Below are 19100 nucleotides of genomic sequence, written 5' to 3' on the forward strand. Positions count from 1 at the left end.
ACCTGGAAGTACTCAAGAATGCCTTCAGGCAAAAACAACTCAATTAAACCCTGATCCACTTTAACTTTTTTTTTGTGCAAAGTTAATCCTTCATCTATAAATCCCCAGATTTTCAGATTGATCCTAATTGAGGGTCATGAAGACCTTACGCAAGTGACCAAAGTTGCGGTTCCTGATTTTCAAATGATTGCAGTTATCTACGCTGTGGTTTCGTTTCTTTTTAGTGACACTACCGTTGATCACTATACGTTTAACGACTATTCCCCCCCACTGATTGAGCGTGACATACCTGTGCTCGTTCAGTCCTTCCTTATTTAAGCATTTCATTCAAATTTTTCACTGAGTCGTAGCGTCTTGCTACGCCCCAAGTGCATGCTTTGGCGTGCGCTTTTCTCAAAACAGTTTCAAAGAAAATTGAATGAAATCATGCTTAATAAAATCATTAAATACTTTCTTGAGAACAAGTTAGTTACCGTTCTCATCTTAATTGGCTTCATTGCCTGGGGCATTGTGACCGCCCCTTTCGGTTGGCAGATAGGCGCATTACCTTCTGATCCCGTTCCGGTAGATGCTATTCCGGATATAGGAGAAAACCAACAGATTGTCTTTACCCAGTGGCAGGGCCGATCACCACAAGACATAGAAGACCAAATTTCCTATCCGCTGACTACCTATTTATTAGGTATTCCGGGCGTAAAATCTATACGGAGTTCTTCTATATTTGGCTTTTCCAGTATCTTCATTATTTTCAGTGAAGATGTAGAGTTTTACTGGTCACGTTCCCGTATCCTTGAGAAACTAAGTTCCTTGCCTTCCGGCTTATTACCGGAAGGGGTCCAGCCTGCACTCGGGCCTGATGCCACTGCGCTGGGCCAGGTGTATTGGTATACCATTGAGGGCAGAGATAAGGATGGAAACCCTACCGGAGGATGGGATCTCCACGAAATCCGTACCGTACAAGACTTCTACGTCAAATATGGATTAAACGCAACAGAAGGCGTTTCGGAAGTGGCTTCTATTGGTGGCTTTGTACAGGAATATCAGATTGATGTTAACCCTGATGCTCTAAAAGCCTATGATATCCCATTGCATAGAGTAATGCAGGCGGTACAGAAATCAAACAAAGACGTGGGGGCTAAAACCATTGAAATAAACAAGGCAGAATACCTGGTGCGTGGTTTGGGTTACATCAAAAAAGTAGAAGACATTGAAAAGGCCGTAGTTGCCGTTCAGGAAAATGTTCCCATCCGTATTAAAGACATAGGTGTAGTTACCCTGGGGCCATCCACCCGTAGAGGCCTGCTGGATAAAGATGGTGCTGAAGTGGTAGGTGGCGTAGTGGTGGCCCGCTATGGTGCCAATCCCTTGCAGGTCATTAACAACGTCAAGGATAAGATCAAAGAAATAGCCCCGGGACTGCCTAAAAAAACGTTGGCAGATGGAAGGGAAAGCCAGTTGACTATCGTTCCGTTTTATGACCGCTCCGAGCTTATTTATGAAACATTGGGAACCCTGGAAGAAGCCATTTCGCTTCAAGTGCTCATTACCATTTTGGTAGTGATCGTGATGGTGTATAATCTCAGGGCTTCATTTCTCATTTCAAGTATCCTGCCGATTGCGGTATTGATGGTATTTATAGCCATGCGCTATTTTGGTGTTGATGCCAACATAGTTGCACTTTCAGGTATTGCCATTGCCATTGGTACGATGGTGGATTTGGGAGTTATACTTTCTGAAAACATTATTAAACATATAGATGAAGCTCCTCCCGGTCAAAAACTGATAGATACCATTTATAATGGAGCTTCAGAAGTGGGTACCGCTATTCTCACCGCTGTTTCTACCACAATTGTCAGCTTCATTCCGGTCTTTACCATGCAAGCTGCCGAAGGAAAGTTATTTGGGCCTTTGGCATTCACAAAGACCTTCGCTTTGGTAGCTGCGCTGTTGGTGAGTCTATTGATCATGCCTACCTTGGCACATTGGTTCTTTGGGTTCAAAATCAATAATAGGTTTCTTAAGAAATATGGTGGTTATGCATTAGTATTATTTGGAATTACAGGGCTCTTTACCGCTCAGATATGGGGTGGTGTACTGCTGGTACTGTTTGGTGCAATCGCAATTGTAAAGAATATCTTTGACGCTAAAAAGGAACGCTTTTCCAGGCCTGTATTATTTCTCTTCAATTATGCCGAGCTGATCATTGTACTAATTGGCGTAACCTGGCTTTTAGCTAAATACTGGCTACCGCTAGGAGCCTCAAAGTCTCTGTTACTCAACTTTGTTTTTGTGACCTTATTGGTAGGATTTATCCTGGGGTCGTTCACGCTTTTAGAATATTACTACAAATCTATATTAAAATGGTGCCTGGATAATAAAATAACTTTTTTATTGATACCTACTTTCTTGATTTTGCTTGGCGCTAATGTTTGGTTGGGTTTTAATACCATTTTCGGGTTTATTCCTAAAGCATTGGACAATCTCGGCTGGGATGTCCGGACAACTACAGTTTGGTCAGGCTTGACCCATACTTTCCCGGGTGTAGGAAAAGAATTTATGCCTTCTCTGGACGAAGGAAGTTTCTTGCTCATGCCCACCTCCATGCCACATTCCGGTATTGAGTTCAACCGTAAAGTAGTTGGTCAATTGGATATGCTCCTGACCAACATCCCGGAAGTAGAATTAACGGTAGGCAAATTAGGACGGGTAGAATCTGCCCTTGATCCGGCACCTATTTCCATGTACGAAAATGTCATCAACTATAAACCGGAGTACATGCTCAGTGAAAAAGGGCACCGAATAAGGTTCAAAGTTGATAAGAAAGATCGCTTCATACTCAATAGCGGTGATAGCCTTTCTAATGAAGAAGCCATTAACCGAGGTGTTGTTTTGGAGGAACTCATCCCTGATGATAACGGGAATTATTTCCGCAACTGGCGGCCGCAAATTGAATCTCCAGATGATATCTGGAATGAAATTGTTAAGGTCACCAAAATACCGGGAGTAACTTCAGCACCTAAGCTGCAGCCTATTGAAACCCGCTTGGTGATGCTACAAACAGGTATGCGAGCCCCCATGGGTATCAAAGTATATGGTCCGGATCTGAAAACGATAGAAGACTTTGGGCTGCAACTGGAGGAAGTGCTTAAAAATGTTCCTTCGGTAAAAGCGGAAGCCGTGTTTGCCGACAGAATTGTAGGTAAGCCCTATCTTCATCTTAACATCAACAGGGATGAGATTTCACGCTATGGGCTTAATGTGGAAGATGTACAGCAGACCATTGAAACAGCCATTGGAGGAATGAAAATTACTTCAACTGTGGAAGGAAGGGAGCGTTTTCCAGTGAGGGTACGTTATCCACGCGAACTCAGGGACGATCCTGAAGCATTGGGTAAAATCCTTTTGCCTACACCTACAGGAGCACAAATACCGATCAGCCAGGTGGTGGACTTTGAGTATGTGAGGGGACCACAGGCGATCAAAAGTGAGGAAACCTTTTTGGTGGGTTATGTACTATTTGACAAAAGGGACGGATACTCGGAAGTTGGAGTGGTGAATGATGCCCAGGCAGCTATTCAGGAAAGAATAGATACAGGTGATTTAGTCGTTCCTGCCGGGATCAGCTATAAGTTCTCTGGGAGTTATGAAAATCAGGTGCGGGCAGAGAAAAGGCTGACTATTATAGTACCACTTGTTCTAGGTATTGTCTTCCTTATTCTCTACTTCCAATTCAAATCTGTAGCCACTTCATTGATGGTATTTACTGGTATTGCCATGGCATTTAGCGGAGGCTTTATCATGTTATGGCTGTATGGCCAGACCTGGTTTGCGGACTTCTCCATATTCGGCACCAATTTCCGTGACCTGTTCCAGATACACACTATCAATTTGAGCGTGGCTGTTTGGGTAGGCTTTATTGCCTTGTTTGGCATTGCTACAGATGATGGTGTGTTAATGGCAACTTATTTAGATCAAAGTTTTGATAGAAATAAAACAGATAATCTGAAAGGAATAAGAGCGGCAACAGTGGAAGCTGGTCAACGAAGAATAAAACCAGCTGTGATGACGTCTGCCACAACCATCATTGCTTTGCTTCCTATACTAACCTCAACAGGACGTGGTGCTGACATCATGATCCCGATGGCTATTCCCGCATTTGGAGGTATGTTCTTCGCTGCGGTCACCTACTTTATAGTGCCGGTTTTATACTGTATTAGAGAGGAAAAAAAACTTAATAAGATACAATCATGAAGATCATTGTAAATATCATAATACTTGTTTTTCTCGGAACCAGCGTGAGTGAAGCGCAGACCCTGGATGACTATTTAAAAATAGCAGCAGAAAACAATCCCGGTCTACAGGCGAAATACCGGGAATTTGAAGCGGCCATTCAGAAAGTGGAACAGGTAAATACTTTGCCGGATCCTAATTTCTCTTTTGGCTATTTCATTTCACCGGTAGAAACGAGGGTGGGACCGCAACGGGCCAGGTTTTCTTTAACACAGATGTTTCCCTGGTTTGGTACCTTGAAAGCACAGGGTGATGCTGCGGCTTTGATGGCTGAAGCTAAATACCAGTCTTTTCTGGATGCCAGGAACCGCTTGTATTATCAGGTCGCAGCAGCATACTATCCGCTTTATGAGCTCAATCAATGGAAAGAAATTGAGCGGGAGAATATTGAAATACTGGAGTCCTATAAAACCATTACCAATAAGAAGTTTGAAAATGGAGCCGGTACTATGGTTGACTTCTTGCGTGTTGATATTATGTTGAAAGATGCCACAAGCAACCTTTCTATTCTGAACGATAAGGAAGCTCCTCTGCTGACCCGGTTTAATAAACTGCTCAACAGAGAGGAAGACGCATTGGTAATTGTAGAGGACTCTCTCTTTGCTCAAGCCTTGCCTGATAATTTCAGAAAGGACTCTTTGCTTACGAATAACCCTATGTTGGAAGAATTGGACTTAAAAATAGCCTCCAGTGAGGCCAGTGAGGAGGTAGCCTATAAGCAAGGGCTTCCAAAGTTTGGAGTAGGGCTGGATTATGTAATGGTCGGAGAACGTACAGATCTGGCTTCTGATATGGCAGCTCCCCAAGACAATGGTAAAAATGCCTTGATGCCGATGGTTTCTGTCAGCATTCCCATTTTCCGAAGCAAATACAAAGCAGCTGTAAAAGAAGCACAACTCATGCAGGAAAGCTATGCGCTCCAAAAAGAGGATTTTGCCAATACCCTTACGTCAAACTACGAAATGGCTTGGTTTGAAATTCAACAACAGCAAGAGTTGCTTGAGCTGTATGCTCAACAAATTCAGGAATCCAATCAAGCACTTAACCTGCTTTTTACTGCATATGGCAATTCGGGAAAGGAGTTTGAAGAAGTGCTGCGTATGCAGCAACAGTTACTAAAATATGAAAAGATGAAGGCAACGGCCGAAACACAGTATCAAATTGCCCTGGCCAGACTCAATTACTTAACTGCAAAAACATATTAAGATGAATACGAATAAAAAAATAATAATCATAGCACTGTCAACACTGGCAATAGGGTTATTGCTGGGTTGGTTGATTTTTGGTGGTTCATCATCTGAGAGTAAAATGGATGATGAGCACCAGCACACGACAGAAATAGCCGGAGAGACCGTATGGACCTGCTCTATGCACCCACAGATCCGTCAGAGTGAACCCGGAGACTGTCCTATTTGTGGCATGGACCTCATTCCTTTGGAGGATGATCAGGATGAAGTACTTGACCCGATGGCAGTAAGTATGTCGCCTACCGCCATGCAACTAGCTGATATTAGAACTGCCACTGTGGGTACCATGGATCCAGTGAAAACAGTTAGATTAAACGGGAAGGTACAGGAAGATGAGCGGCTTGTTTCCTCTCAATCCAGTCACATTCCAGGTAGAATTGAACGACTGAATGTTAACTTCACCGGTGAATATGTGCGCAGGGGACAGGTAATTGCCTATATCTATTCGCCTGATTTAGTTACTGCTCAGGAGGAATTGTTTGAAGCGCAAAAAATCAAAGATACACAACCACAATTATTTAAATCAGCCCGGGCAAAACTCAAAAACTGGAAGCTTTCAGACAGTCAGATAGATAAAATATTAGAAAGTGGTACCCCTTCCGATGAATTTCCAATTACGGCAGACATTTCAGGCTATGTGTTGAGCAAAAATGTTAATGTGGGTGACTACATCAAGCGAGGGGAACCTATTTATGAGATTGCAAATTTATCACGCGTATGGGTGCTGTTTGATGTGTATGAGTCGGATATGCCCTGGATAAATAAGGGAGACCAGGTGCGGTTTACAGTTCAATCACTCCCGGGCCAAACGTTTGAAAGCAAGATAAGCTTTTTAGATCCGGTAATTAATCCAAAAACCCGGGTAGCCAAAGCCCGGGTAGAAGTGCCCAACAAAGACAATCAGCTAAAACCTGAAATGTTTGCATCCGGTACGGTAGAAGCTACATTGCCGAAAAAGTCCAACAATGTTATCGTTCCGAAAACAGCCGTAATGTGGACGGGTAAACGCTCTGTAGTCTATGTGAAAAATACCTCCGGCAGTGGAGTAAGTTTCATGATGCGTGATGTAACGCTTGGGCCGGGTTTAGGTGACAGCTTTATTGTGGAGAGTGGCCTGGAGGAAGGTGAGGAAATAGCAGTCAATGGCACCTTCAGCATTGATGCAGCGGCTCAACTGGCAGGGAAACCGAGCATGATGAACCCTGAGGGTGGCCCGGCCATGACAGGCCATAATCATGGGGGTATGGAGATGTCGGCTTCTTCTTCAACCTCCACACCTGGGAAAAAAGCGGAAGTAAAATCTGTTTCAATCAACCAAAAAGCTAAAGATGCATTAAAGCCTCTTTATGAGAAATACCTGAATTTCAAGGATGCACTAGTAGCTGACAATTTAGCTGAGGCTCAGCGTGCGGCTAATGAGTTGAAAGCAAAACTGGATGCAGTGAATATGTCAATTTTTACCGGAGCATCACATAATGCGTGGATGGACTATAGCAGTGATTTGAAAAATGCCTTGCAACACGTACAGCATTTGAAAGATATTGAGGCTGTGCGTAAAGCATTCCAACAGGTGTCTGAAGGGATGATTGATTTGACCAAAGCTTTCAACCCATTGGAGAAAACACTCTATGTGCAGTTCTGCCCTATGGCGGATAATAACAAAGGAGCTAACTGGCTAAGCACCGAAGAGGAGATTCGCAATCCCTACTTCGGAGAATCTATGCTCACTTGCGGAGAGGTTGAAAACATATTAAAATAATCTATAACCCCATATTCAAATGAAACAATTCATATTAATAACACTTGTTACAATTTTCTGGAGCTGTGGTACATCAGACCATAATTCTAATGAAAATAATCATTCCGATCATACTGAAGATGTATCGCAAGACAATAAAAATAAACCTAAAAGCCCTAAGCAAACGGCTATGGTAAATATAGGCGATAACCACATTCACATTGAATATAGTGCTCCGAGCGTAAGAAACCGTCAGATATTTGGAGGGCTGGTGGCTTATGATGAAGTATGGGTAGCGGGTGCACACAAGGCAACTAACATTACTTTTCAGGAAGATGTAATTATTAATGAAAAGCTTATTCCGGCAGGCAAATATGGGTTTTATACTATACCGGGACAAGAGAAATGGACGATCATATTAAATGAAGTCTGGGACATGCATTTGGCTGATGATTATAATCAGCAAAAAGACATTTTACGATTTGCCACTATTTCCCAACAGCTGGAAGAACCCGTTGAGACTTTAACCTATAACCTGGAAGTATTAGAAGAAAACACAGCCAGAATATCCTTAAGTTGGGCTGACAGGCAAATCTCTTTTGAAGTTAATAACGCTCAATGAGAAAGAACAATCAATATTATGTAAGAAAAACGCACCGGTGGTTAGGCGTAATCATTGGAGTGCAATTTCTTTTTTGGACTATTAGCGGCCTTTACTTTAGTTGGACCGATATAGATGAGATCCACGGTGATCATTTTATTGAAGAACATCGAAATCATACCGCAGCTATCGGCATACTACCCATACTGGATAGCACCGTTCAGATCAATGATATCTCCTTGAGGTTCATAGGTGAGCAGTCATACTTCTTTATAAATGACTCACTGCTTATTCACAGTCAAACTGGCTTGAAGAAGAATGGTGTCACAAAGAAGGAGGCAGAGTCGATAGCAAGAAAGCACGTTATTAAACAATATGAGATCAAATCGAGTGAGATGCTTACCGAAGTGGGGTCACACCACGAGTATAGGGGCAGGCCTTTGCCTGTATGGGAGATAGAGTTTGACAGCCCTGAAAACCTGACTGCCTATGTGTCTCAAAGAGACGGAAGTTTTCAAAGAGTAAGGCATCGCGCCTGGAGATGGTTTGATTTTTTATGGATGAGCCATACCATGGACTACGAAGGCAGAGATGACTTCAATAATTGGCTGTTGAGAATATTTTCTGTTTTTGGTTTGCTAACCGTACTCTCTGGCTTTACTCTATTCTTTATGACCAATAAAAAGAGAATTAAGAAAAAGGCTTTATAGGTATCATCGTATGAAAGAATGTTGCAAAACAGGGGATGAAAAAGCCCCTTCAAAATTAAAAAAAATGGGCTGGACGTATCATCTGGGGTGTAGTAATTCTCCTGGTGACTGGGATAGCCCTTATTCAAATGTTTAATCTTTAAAAAATCAATAAAATGAAAAGTGTAATGAGAAAAAAAACAGTTTTAATAATGGCTCTGGCTTTAGTAAGCTTTGGAGCATTTGCGCAACACGATCATGGGAATCATGATGACAAAAAGGAAATGGGCCAAAAAATGGATCCTATGTTCAAAAACAAAGATTTGGGCGTGGCTTACGGCCATTATATCCACCTGAAAGAAGCCCTGGTCGCTTCACAGATGAATGAGGCCAAAAAGGCTGCAATTAAACTGGAAGCGTCTTTAGGCGAAGTAGACAAGGGTCAGGCAGCTAAAGCAGAGGTAACAAAGGTGGTTTCGGCTACTGCTTTGGATGACCAGCGAAAAGCCTTCGCTTCGTTGAGTAATGAAATGACCACTTTAGTGAAAGATGGTGAACTCTCAATGGGAGAAGTATACCTTGAGTATTGCCCCATGGCAAATAACAATTCAGGAGCCTACTGGCTTTCAAATCAGAAGGAAATCAAAAACCCATACTTCGGGGACAAAATGCTGAAGTGTGGAAGTGTAAAAGAAACAATCAAGTAACTATTAAATAATAATAAATAAGATCTTAAGACGTGACGTAAATTTTTGAAAAAATAAAAGTTTGCGTTTTGTCCATGGACACTAAACAGTCAAAAAAAATGAAAACGACACTATTAACAATCGGATTAGCATTGACAATTATCTCATGCAACAACTCAAAAACAGAACAAAAAGCAGCTGACAACACAGCGGAAACGGCTGCAAAAGCAGAGAATACAGCTACCAATGATCAAGAAGGTGGAAAAGCTATAACACCTGTCCTTGATGCTTATCTGGCAGTGAAGAATGCCCTTGTGAATGACAATCAAGAGGAAGCTGCCAAAGCGGGAGGTACACTGGCTACTGCTTTGGAAGGTCTTGATATATCTCAATTTGATGCTGATAAGCAAACTGAGCTGCAGGAGATTGTGGAAGTAGCCAAAAATCACGGTGAGCATATCGCAGAGAGCGAAATTGGGCATCAAAGAGAGCATTTTGAGGCCTTGAGCCAGGATATAAAAGATATGACTGCTATTGTCGGTACAGACAGGGCCCTATACTACCAGTATTGCCCTATGTACAACGATAACAAAGGTGGTATGTGGTTAAGTGCCAGTGAGGAAATTAAAAATCCACTATTTGGTGCTAAGATGATGAAGTGTGGCAAAGTACAGGAAGTCATCAGCTTGTAAGAGCGGTCATGAAAAAGGCAGCTATAATTATTTTGATTTTGAGCATAGGGATACAATTTATTCCTATGCCCAAAAATCAGAGCAATGAAGTACCAAAAACGGACTTTTTACAAACGATTGAGGCACCTGTTAACATTCAGCAGATGATAAAAGCCTCTTGCTATGACTGCCATAGCAACAATACAAACTATCCCTGGTACGGCAGGGTTCGGCCATTTGCCTGGTTGCTGCAGCAGCACATTGATGAGGGCAAGGACGAACTTAACTTCTCCACCTTTCAGGAATATTCCGGGCGAATGCAACGTGAAAAAATTCGCTCCATGATTTCACAAATCAGTGATGGTAAGATGCCCCTGAAAGAATACCTCTGGATGCATCCGGAGGCAGAACTGACCAATGATGAAAAGGAACAATTAATTAAATATTTGGAAAAACTAAATCCCTAATAACTAAAAGAAGCAACACCATGAAGAATTTTTTATATCTACTCACAGCCTTAATACTGGCTTCCTCTTGTAATTCGCCCACCTCGGATGAAAATCAGAAAACTGAGATGAAACAGGAAGAAGTAATTGATTTAGCCACAGAAGTGCAGGCAGTTAAAAAAGTAATGAAGACTTACAAAGAAACCCTGGAAAGTTTGGATGTGACAGATTCCTACGCATTGTTCACCGAGGATTCGGAGGTACTGGAACAAGGAAAAATAGAAGGAACCTACCGAGACTATATCGCCAATCACATTGGGCCCGAACTTGGTCATTTTGAATCATTCACTTTTAGTGAATATGAAATATCGGTAGTGTTGGATATGCCCTATGCATTCACGACTGAGTCCTATATCTATAACATTGTTTTGACGGAAGATGGCCGCAAGGTCGAGCGTAAAGCAACGGCCACATCAATTTTGAAAAAAATGGATGATGAATGGAAAATTATCAAAACCCATAGCTCATCAAGAGCAGTGAAATAATTAACAATAAATTCGAACATTATGAAAAATTTAAAAATTACACTTCTAATATGCATCCTGTTGACAAGTGTGTTTTCAGTGCAGGCTCAAAACCTTACAGAAAAGTCAGGTGAAGGAAATGTGGATAACCTTCCGGTCAGGGAATACACGATCACGCTTAAACAGGAAATGGTCAACAAAGCCGGCAAAGATGTTAAAGGAATGACTGTTAATGGCAGCATTCCCGGGCCTACCCTCCGGTTCACTGAAGGAGAGTATGCCGTGATCTACGTAAAAAACGAAATGGACGTGGAAACCTCAGTTCATTGGCATGGACTGCTTTTACCTAATTTTTATGATGGGGTACCCTACTTGACCACTCCACCCATCGAGCCGGGCCATACCCAAAAATATGAATTCCCTTTAAAGCAATCCGGTACATACTGGTACCATTCGCATACCATGCTTCAGGAACAAAGTGGGGTTTACGGCTCTATTGTCATTCAACCAAAGGAAGAGCCCCTTGAATATGATAAAGAGTTGGTGATGGTGCTTTCAGACTGGACAAATGAAAATCCAATGAGCGTTCTTCGTTTTCTAAAAAGAGGAACGGAGTGGTATAACTGGCGAAAAGGAACGGCCACGCCACTGAACCAGGTAATCGCTCGTGGAGCACTGGGTGCACAGCTTAATTTTTGGAGGCAGAGAATGGAAAGTGCCGACATAGCAGATATTTATTACCCGGCTTTTTTGGTGAATGGCGAGCAAAAGCAAGAATACCCTGACTTCAAACCAGGTGAAAAAGTAAGGTTACGGATTATCAATGGCGCAGCTTCAACGCAGTTTTGGATGACCTTTGGTGGTGGAAATCCCACTATTGTTTCTGCCGATGGTCTTAATGTGGAGCCTGTTGCCCACAACAAGACCTTCATCGCCATAGCCGAAACGTATGATTTCATTGTGACTATTCCAGAAGAAGGCAAAATGGAATTTAAAATCACTGCGCAAGATGGATCCGGTACCGCATCCGCATTTCTGGGGCAAGGTGAAATGCTACCAGCACCTGCGGTGCCCCGGCCAGATAAAATTGCAATGATGAAGCAAATGTCCAAAATGGATATGCGTATGGGAGCCCCAGCCCTGAAATTCCGTCCAAAAAAAGTTGACCCTGAAAAAATGATGCGAAACTGGGGAATGCAGATGAAGGATGGAATGAGCGGCATGAACATGGACAACACGAAAAGTGACATATCAATGCATCAGGGGATGGATATGAAAAAGGACGATCCTGAAGAAACTAAAATGAGCGGAATGGGTGATGATAAAATGATGCAAACCTCACCACCATCAACCAATATGGAATCTGCAGAAATGGGCGGAATGAATATGTTTTCTGAATATAACTATGATTACCTCAAGTCTACAGAAAATACAACCTACTCGGAGGATGTTCCCGTAAAAGAAATTCTCTTAAATCTGACAGGTAATATGAGCCGCTATATCTGGAGTATGAATGGCATACCACTTTCTGAAACCGATAAGATTAAGATCAATGAAGGAGAAGTAACAAGGATTACTTTCAATAACCTTACCATGATGCACCACCCAATGCACTTACATGGTCATTTTTTCAGGGTAATCAATGAGAATGGAGATTATTCACCATTAAAGCATACCGTGAATGTGCCACCGATGCAAAAGGTAACGATTGAGTTTTATGGAAATGAATACGGTGACTGGTTCTTCCACTGTCATATCCTTTATCATATGATGGGTGGTATGGCACGTGTAGTAAGCTATGATACGCCAAGAGATCCACGAATGGAGCCATATCCCGTGTCCAAACTTGTGCATGAAACCAATCAGTTTTATACCTGGGGAATGGCTGATATTGCCTCCCACACTGGCGCACTAAATGTGGTTTCATCCAACATCCGAAACCAGTTCAATTTTTCGCTGGAATATGGCTGGAATGAAAATGTAGAAACTGAATTTTCTTATGAATATTATCTTTACGATTATGTGCGTGTCTTTGGGGGTGTAAATGTTGAAAATACCACACGAAATAGTCTGAATGATATAAAAACCACGGCAGTGGCCGGTATTCGATTGTTCACCCCTTATATGTTTAATGTGGACTTGCGAATTGATAACGAATTGAGACCAAGAGTAGGTATAGGTCGATCTGTAATGCTTTTCCCAAGATTTATTGTTTTTGGCTATTATGAATATCAGCTAGATGCCGGTTGGGTAAATGATCTTGAGAGCAATGTGGGCTATACTCAGGAAATTGTGTGGAACGCAGGTGCGGAGTTTCTCCTATCTAAAAACTTTTCTCTAATGGGTAGTTTTGACAATCGCTTCGGTGCTGGTGGAGGACTCTCGATAAGATTTTGATTAAAAAATTAAGGTTATAACAATTAAACTATAAAACCAAAAAGATGGAAAACAAACAAAAAAACGATAGCAATTACCTTAAATTTTTCGCAATGATAGCCACATCAATGGTGGCCATGTTCTTTCTAATGTACACCCATTCTTATCAAATCATTGATCATTTCTGGTTTAGCGAAACCAGGTTTTTTATGACACTGATCATGGCCGGTTCCATGATCATCATAATGCTTCTGTATATGCTGAATATGTATAAAAAGCGAGGGGCAAACATAGCAATCATCGGCTTGGGTATCGTATTGATTGCCGGTGGTATAGGATTGGTGAGAAGTCAGGTAACCGTCACGGGTGTTGACTACATGGAAGGAATGATTCCACATCATTCAATTGCTATTTTGACAAGTGAGCGTGCTCAAATAAAGGATGTACGGGTAAGGAAACTCGCTGACGAAATTATTAAAGCCCAACGCAGGGAAATTATGGAAATGCAATGGTTGATCAACGACATCAGAGAAAATGGTGTGGTGGAGACAGAAGAGGAAAAGAAAAACAGACCCTTACCTGAGTTTGAAGGTAAGTTAGATGAAGAAACACGAAACCTGACTGAATAATAGGAGGACTAAGCTTAAAAATTATTCAATAATCAAATTTGAACTGTGAATTTCTTTCTAATACAGAAGCTATAAAAGTTGATGAGAAAGCTACAGCACAATTGGCAGAATTTGATCTTCTGAGAAAGAAATTCGCAATCCTTACTTTCGGTGATAAAATGCTGAAGTGCGGGAGAGTAGAAGAAGAAATAAAACTTGATTCAATAGCGCAGGATCATAAAATTTTTCCAAAGCCTATTAAAGATTATGGTAACATTATATATCAAAAATATGGTTTGCCCACGCTGCATCACTGCGGTGGAAGAATTATTTAAAGAAATGCAATGCGAAGTGCTGTCGATAAAGTTAGGAGTGGTCACAGTAAATGGTGATTGCGATTTTTCTCATGTAGCAAAAAGGCTAGCCGCTAAGGGATTTGAGTTGCTTAGGGATCCAATAGAAACGAGAGTGAGCCAAATTAAGGCCGTACTTATTACGCTATGCAATGAAAATAAAGCCCCTAAAAATACCTTGTCATTTATACTGGAAGGTAATTTTAAATTGCCATACCACACCCTAAGTAAGGAATTTCGAATGCTCGAGGGTCAAACTATTGAGCATTATTGGATGAAGCTGCGTATGGAAAAAGCTAAGGAACTGCTCTCCTATAACCAATTGCGCAATGTGGAAATTGCCCGCTTGGTTGGGTATAGTGGTCTACAATCTTTTGGAAAAGCCTTTAAAAAGTATTGCGGTACAAGTCCCAACTCATACAAGGCTGACCAAAAAATGGAACGTAAAACGCTTGATTCCCTGTAGCAGCCGGTAATTTTAAAATATGATAAGTTTTTGACCTAATATGATAAACAAAAAAATCAGAGTGAGGCTTGTATGTTGCGTTAGATGATTCAAAGCAAATTTAAAACCAAAAAAATACAAAATGGAAAATCAAAAACAATTAATCGACAAATTATCGCAATGTATAGCCGCTTGTCAAAACTGCTCAGATGCCTGCCTCGATGAGGATAACCTCTCTAAAATGGTAGATTGCATTCGGCTCGACCGAGACTGTGCTGATGTGTGCCAGACCACACTTAATTTTATTGCCCGCAACTCAGTCCATGCTTCTAAAATGATCGAAGTCTGTGAGGAGCTATGCGCAGCGTGTGCAGAAGAATGTGAAAAACACGAGGCTCAACATTGTAAGGACTGCGCGAAGGCGTGTCGAGAATGCGAAGAAGCGTGCAAAACTGCTGCTTAAGGCATTCAGTTTTTAACAAACTCTAACACTTCCTCAGTGATGGGAAGTGTTAGAGTTATTCATTTGAGGCAATCATCTGGATTTTGTCTTTGCCGAACACTGTTATTTTGATGAATCTACCTGAATAGCTTTCTTGAGCGGATTGAAAGACCGCTGTTAAAATCATATTTATATCAGGCCATGAAGATATATTTTACAATTATTCTATCTGTGCTGCTCACTGCCGGCAATTTGCATTCTCAGATATATACTACAGAAAATGGAAAAGCCGAATTTGAGGCAAATATGCCCCTCAACTCCTATACGGGCCAATCGGATCAGCTACAGGGAAAGATCGATCTTGAAACTGGAGAAGTAGAATTTAGTTTACCTGTAAAATCTATAAAAACTGGTAATGATAAGCGGGATGAACATATGTATGAGTTATTGGAGGTAAAAGAAAATCCGAAAGTGACTTTTAAAGGAAAGTTGCTGGATAATTATGATCTACAGCAGGGCAAACAGACAGTGAAGGTTGAAGGTGGGTTTACATTGGCAAATACTACCCAACAAGTAACCATAGAGGGCACGCTCGAACCTGTAGAAGAAGGCCTGAAGCTGAGTGCTTCATGGTCACTATTAATTACAGACTACGGATTAGAAAGGCCGAGCATAACATTTATTAAAGTGGATGACAAACATGAGTTGAGCATAAATGATGTGCTTACAAAGAAATAATCAAGTCCTGCCGAAGAGTGGGTTGTTCAATCAGAACTTTTTCCACTCTTCTGACAGGCACCAGTTCAAATATTAAAACCAAATTAAACAGATATGATAACTATCATAAAAAACACACTAACTGCACTCGCTGTAGCAGTAATGATCTCGACAAACCTATATGCTCAGGATAATAAAGAGACATCCAAAATGCTGAAAGACAAACAAAAGAAAGAGCAGGTTTTCAGTGCCATATTACAAGATCCTGATTTAAAAAAGGAGATGATGCAGCGTATGATGAAGGATGCTGAGAAAGACTCCTCCTCCTGTAAAATGATGGGCAGCATGATGATGGATGATGATCATATGCAGGACATGATGATGAGCAACATGATGGACAAGGCGGGAGAAGATGACGGCATGTGCAAGAAGATGTGCATGATGATGATGGACAACGACAAAATGATGAACATGATGGATAAAATGAAAAAGGATCAACCCAATGATGGAGAGGGTGAAAAAAATAAAAGTAACAAGACGGATCATTTAGATTCCAAACACCCGAAGGATAATAAAAACAAATAATTATGGAAAATAGATCAAACAATAGCAGTGAAGTGGTCATCGTTACCGGCAGCAGCGGGTTGATTGGCACCCAGATCATTAAAAGACTGGCAAAAAAATTCAGCGTAGTTGGCCTGGACAGGGATGGGAATCCGCATCCGCCCATAGAAGCTGAATGCGTATGCTTTGATATTACTTCAGAAGAAAGTATAAAAAGAGCAATGGAGCGGGTAAATTATGCTTATGGAAAAAAAATAGCATCCGTGATCCACCTTGCTGCCTACTATGACTTTTCCGGTAAACCCAGTTCATTATATGAGGAAGTAACTGTCAAAGGAACGGAGAAATTCGTCAAAGTGCTTCAGGATTTTGACGTAGAACAATTCATTTTTTCCAGTACCAACCTGATCTATAAACCCACCGAACCCGGCAGAAAGATCCATGAAGATTGTCCTGTTGCACCTAACTGGGATTATCCCGAATCAAAAATTGACACCGAGCAAATCATCCGTGAGAACAGAGGAGACATGAAAGCTGTTCTTTTAAGACTGGCCGGAGTGTATGATGAAGAAGGGCATTCTATTCCGATGTCACATCAAATACAACGGATTTATGAAAAACAACTCACTAGCCATTTCTACTCAGGAGATACTTCACATGGCAATGTATTTCTTCACATGGAAGACCTGCTGGATGCCCTGGAAAAAACAGTAGAAAAAAGAAAAACACTTCCGGAAGAAATTGCAATAAATATTGGAGAACCAGAGACCCCAAGCTATCAGGAGTTGCAAAACAAGATCGGTAAATTGATTCACGGTGAGGAGTGGGAGACCTATGAAATACCCAAACCAATAGCTAAAGCCGGTGCCTGGGCAATGGACCTTTTTGGTGATCCATTTATTAAACCCTGGATGATTGACCGTGCCGATGATCATTATGAACTGGATATTTCCCGTGCCAAAGAGTTGCTCAACTGGGAGCCCAAACATTCTTTACTAGCCACTCTGCCGGATATGATTGAAAAACTTAAATCCGTTCCCCTAAACTGGTATCAGGAAAATAATCTGGAGCCACCTTCTGAATTAAAAAAGAATTGAATTAGAGAAATTAACCATACTGTTTTTTATCCACTTTAACCAAGAACCCAATGAAAAACGATGACAAAAATAAGCACCAAAACCAGGGAGGAATGGGAAAGAGAGGCGTCTCCCGGCCCATGGCCGAAATGTCAATGAAAAAGGACCAGCATGAGGATGATGATAAACACGAGAACGAGGGTGGGATGAAGATGGATAGCGGGCAACGCAGCGAAATGCTAGACATGCACCACAGCAATACGCTCTGGGTTTATTGGTCACTAGTCATGTTAGGCATCTGGATGGTAGCTTCACCACTCACCTTTGATTATGCAAAGAATGTGGTTGAGCCAAGTGGTGGCAGGGATGTCTGGTTATCTATGAGTGGACGAATTGCCGCTATGAAATGGAGTGATATCATTAGTGGATTACTACTGATATTTTTCGGCTGGCGTGCATTGACCCCAAACCGCCCGTATAGCATATGGATATGTTGCTTCATCGGGATTTGGATAAGTATGGCTCCGTTGATCTTTTGGTCGCCCACCGCAGTAGGATATCTTAATGGAACAATGGTGGGTGTATTAGTTATTGCCCTTTCCGTACTCATACCGGGAATGCCCAATATGATCATGTACATGAAAATGGGAGGTGATGTTCCCGATGGCTGGAGCTACAATCCATCAAGCTGGCCGCAGCGATGGATCATGATCGCATTGGCTTTTGTGGGTTGGATTGCCTCCCGTTACCTGGGAGCATTTCAATTAGGGTATATTGATTATGCCTGGGATCCGTTTTTTGGAAATAGCACAATGAAAGTGCTGAATTCCGATATGTCACACTCCTGGCCTATATCTGATGCAGCTTTCGGTACATTGGCCTATACTTTGGAATTTTTAATGGGCTGGATGGGCGGAACATCACGTTGGCGTACTATGCCCTGGATGGTCACTTTTTTTGGAATTTTAGTGATACCCCTGGGGTTTGTCAGCATCTTTCTGGTGATTTCTCAGCCCCTTAGCGTAGGAGCCTGGTGTACTTTCTGCCTGGCTACAGCCATCATTATGCTGCCCATGATTCCACTACAGATAGATGAGGTGATTGCTATGGGGCAGCATATGGTGCAAAGAAAGCGTAAGGGCGATTCGCTCTGGAAAGTTTTCTGGAAAGGTGGAGAGCCAATAACTACCCAAAACGACAACCGTTCACCGGAACTAATCAGCTTTCCTCAAAAATCCGGAAAAGTATTAAAAGCTTCCATTTGGGGGATGAGCTCATCATGGATGCTTACCCTCGCTACCATTCTGGGTGTGGGGCTAATGTTTGCCCCGGCACTATTTTGGGTGGGCATAGAAACCAAAGCCGCTGATATCAATCATCTGGGAGGCGCTTTAGTGGTTGTAACAACAGTAGTATGCATGGCAGAACCACTTAGGGTCGGGCGCTATTTCAATGTGTTATTAGGCTTGGCTGTAGCAGTTCTGCCCTGGTTTGTACAGGATGGTGCCCTATCACTTTCCATAAGCGATACAGTGGTAGGAATAGCCATAGCGGTCTTGTCCCTGCCCCGGGGAAAAATTACTGAGCGCTATGGATTGTGGGATAAATATGTAAAATAATCTTGAGT

General features: G+C 41.9%; 18 protein-coding genes. All 18 read left to right on the forward strand.

Features of this window, described 5'->3' with window-relative positions; genetic code table 11:
- Positions 1–426: 426 nt before the first annotated feature.
- The 18 genes from IEV85_RS24155 (at position 427) to IEV85_RS24240 (ending at position 19092) form a co-directional block, all read left to right on the forward strand.
- Positions 427–4251: an efflux RND transporter permease subunit gene (locus IEV85_RS24155; RefSeq protein ID WP_188467847.1), complete on the forward strand. Its 3825-nt coding sequence runs from the start codon at positions 427–429 to the stop codon at positions 4249–4251.
- Entirely contained in the window at positions 4248–5495 is a 1248-nt protein-coding gene (locus IEV85_RS24160; RefSeq protein ID WP_188467848.1) for a TolC family protein, read from the forward strand. Before IEV85_RS24155 ends, IEV85_RS24160 begins: the two co-directional genes overlap by 4 nt.
- Position 5496: 1 nt before the next feature.
- Positions 5497–7296, forward strand: a complete 1800-nt coding sequence (locus IEV85_RS24165; protein WP_188467849.1) for an efflux RND transporter periplasmic adaptor subunit — start codon at positions 5497–5499, stop codon at positions 7294–7296.
- 19 nt (positions 7297–7315) lie between these two features.
- Positions 7316–7897, forward strand: coding sequence for a DUF2911 domain-containing protein (locus tag IEV85_RS24170; RefSeq protein WP_188467850.1), 582 nt, complete (start codon positions 7316–7318; stop codon positions 7895–7897).
- Positions 7894–8586, forward strand: a complete 693-nt coding sequence (locus tag IEV85_RS24175) for a hypothetical protein (RefSeq protein WP_188467851.1) — start codon at positions 7894–7896, stop codon at positions 8584–8586. Before IEV85_RS24170 ends, IEV85_RS24175 begins: the two co-directional genes overlap by 4 nt.
- A gap of 167 nt (positions 8587–8753) precedes the next feature.
- A complete protein-coding gene (locus IEV85_RS24180; protein ID WP_188467852.1) occupies positions 8754–9272 on the forward strand; it encodes a DUF3347 domain-containing protein in 519 nt (172 codons plus the stop codon).
- 98 nt (positions 9273–9370) lie between these two features.
- On the forward strand, positions 9371–9943 hold the full coding sequence (locus IEV85_RS24185) for a DUF3347 domain-containing protein (protein WP_229712728.1): 573 nt from the start codon (positions 9371–9373) through the stop codon (positions 9941–9943).
- 8 nt (positions 9944–9951) lie between these two features.
- The gene (locus IEV85_RS24190) at positions 9952–10389 is read left to right on the forward strand and encodes a heme-binding domain-containing protein (protein ID WP_188467854.1); all 438 of its coding nucleotides are present in this window, start codon (positions 9952–9954) and stop codon (positions 10387–10389) included.
- 20 nt (positions 10390–10409) lie between these two features.
- Positions 10410–10913: a YybH family protein gene (locus tag IEV85_RS24195; protein WP_229712729.1), complete on the forward strand. Its 504-nt coding sequence runs from the start codon at positions 10410–10412 to the stop codon at positions 10911–10913.
- A gap of 21 nt (positions 10914–10934) precedes the next feature.
- Entirely contained in the window at positions 10935–13289 is a 2355-nt protein-coding gene (locus IEV85_RS24200; protein ID WP_188467855.1) for a multicopper oxidase domain-containing protein, read from the forward strand.
- A gap of 92 nt (positions 13290–13381) precedes the next feature.
- Entirely contained in the window at positions 13382–13897 is a 516-nt protein-coding gene (locus IEV85_RS24205) for a DUF305 domain-containing protein (RefSeq protein WP_229712730.1), read from the forward strand.
- A gap of 38 nt (positions 13898–13935) precedes the next feature.
- Complete coding sequence (locus IEV85_RS24210; RefSeq protein WP_188467857.1) at positions 13936–14211, forward strand: hypothetical protein; 276 nt, start codon at positions 13936–13938, stop codon at positions 14209–14211.
- Positions 14168–14695 (forward strand): helix-turn-helix domain-containing protein, encoded by a 528-nt coding sequence (locus tag IEV85_RS24215; RefSeq protein ID WP_229712731.1) that lies wholly within the window; start codon positions 14168–14170, stop codon positions 14693–14695. Before IEV85_RS24210 ends, IEV85_RS24215 begins: the two co-directional genes overlap by 44 nt.
- A gap of 121 nt (positions 14696–14816) precedes the next feature.
- The gene (locus tag IEV85_RS24220) at positions 14817–15137 is read left to right on the forward strand and encodes a four-helix bundle copper-binding protein (protein ID WP_188467859.1); all 321 of its coding nucleotides are present in this window, start codon (positions 14817–14819) and stop codon (positions 15135–15137) included.
- Positions 15138–15317: 180 nt separating this feature from the next.
- A complete protein-coding gene (locus tag IEV85_RS24225; protein WP_188467860.1) occupies positions 15318–15854 on the forward strand; it encodes a YceI family protein in 537 nt (178 codons plus the stop codon).
- A 93-nt stretch (positions 15855–15947) separates the two neighbouring features.
- Positions 15948–16418, forward strand: a complete 471-nt coding sequence (locus IEV85_RS24230; protein ID WP_188467861.1) for a hypothetical protein — start codon at positions 15948–15950, stop codon at positions 16416–16418.
- Between the two features lie 2 nt (positions 16419–16420).
- Positions 16421–17494 carry an NAD-dependent epimerase/dehydratase family protein gene (locus tag IEV85_RS24235; RefSeq protein WP_188467862.1) on the forward strand — a complete coding sequence of 358 codons (1074 nt, stop codon included), beginning with the start codon at positions 16421–16423 and terminating at the stop codon, positions 17492–17494.
- A 50-nt stretch (positions 17495–17544) separates the two neighbouring features.
- A complete protein-coding gene (locus IEV85_RS24240; RefSeq protein ID WP_188467863.1) occupies positions 17545–19092 on the forward strand; it encodes a vitamin K epoxide reductase family protein in 1548 nt (515 codons plus the stop codon).
- Positions 19093–19100 lie beyond the last annotated feature (8 nt).

It is taken from the genome of Marivirga lumbricoides (genome assembly GCF_014636295.1).
GTDB lineage: Bacteria > Bacteroidota > Bacteroidia > Cytophagales > Cyclobacteriaceae > Marivirga > Marivirga lumbricoides.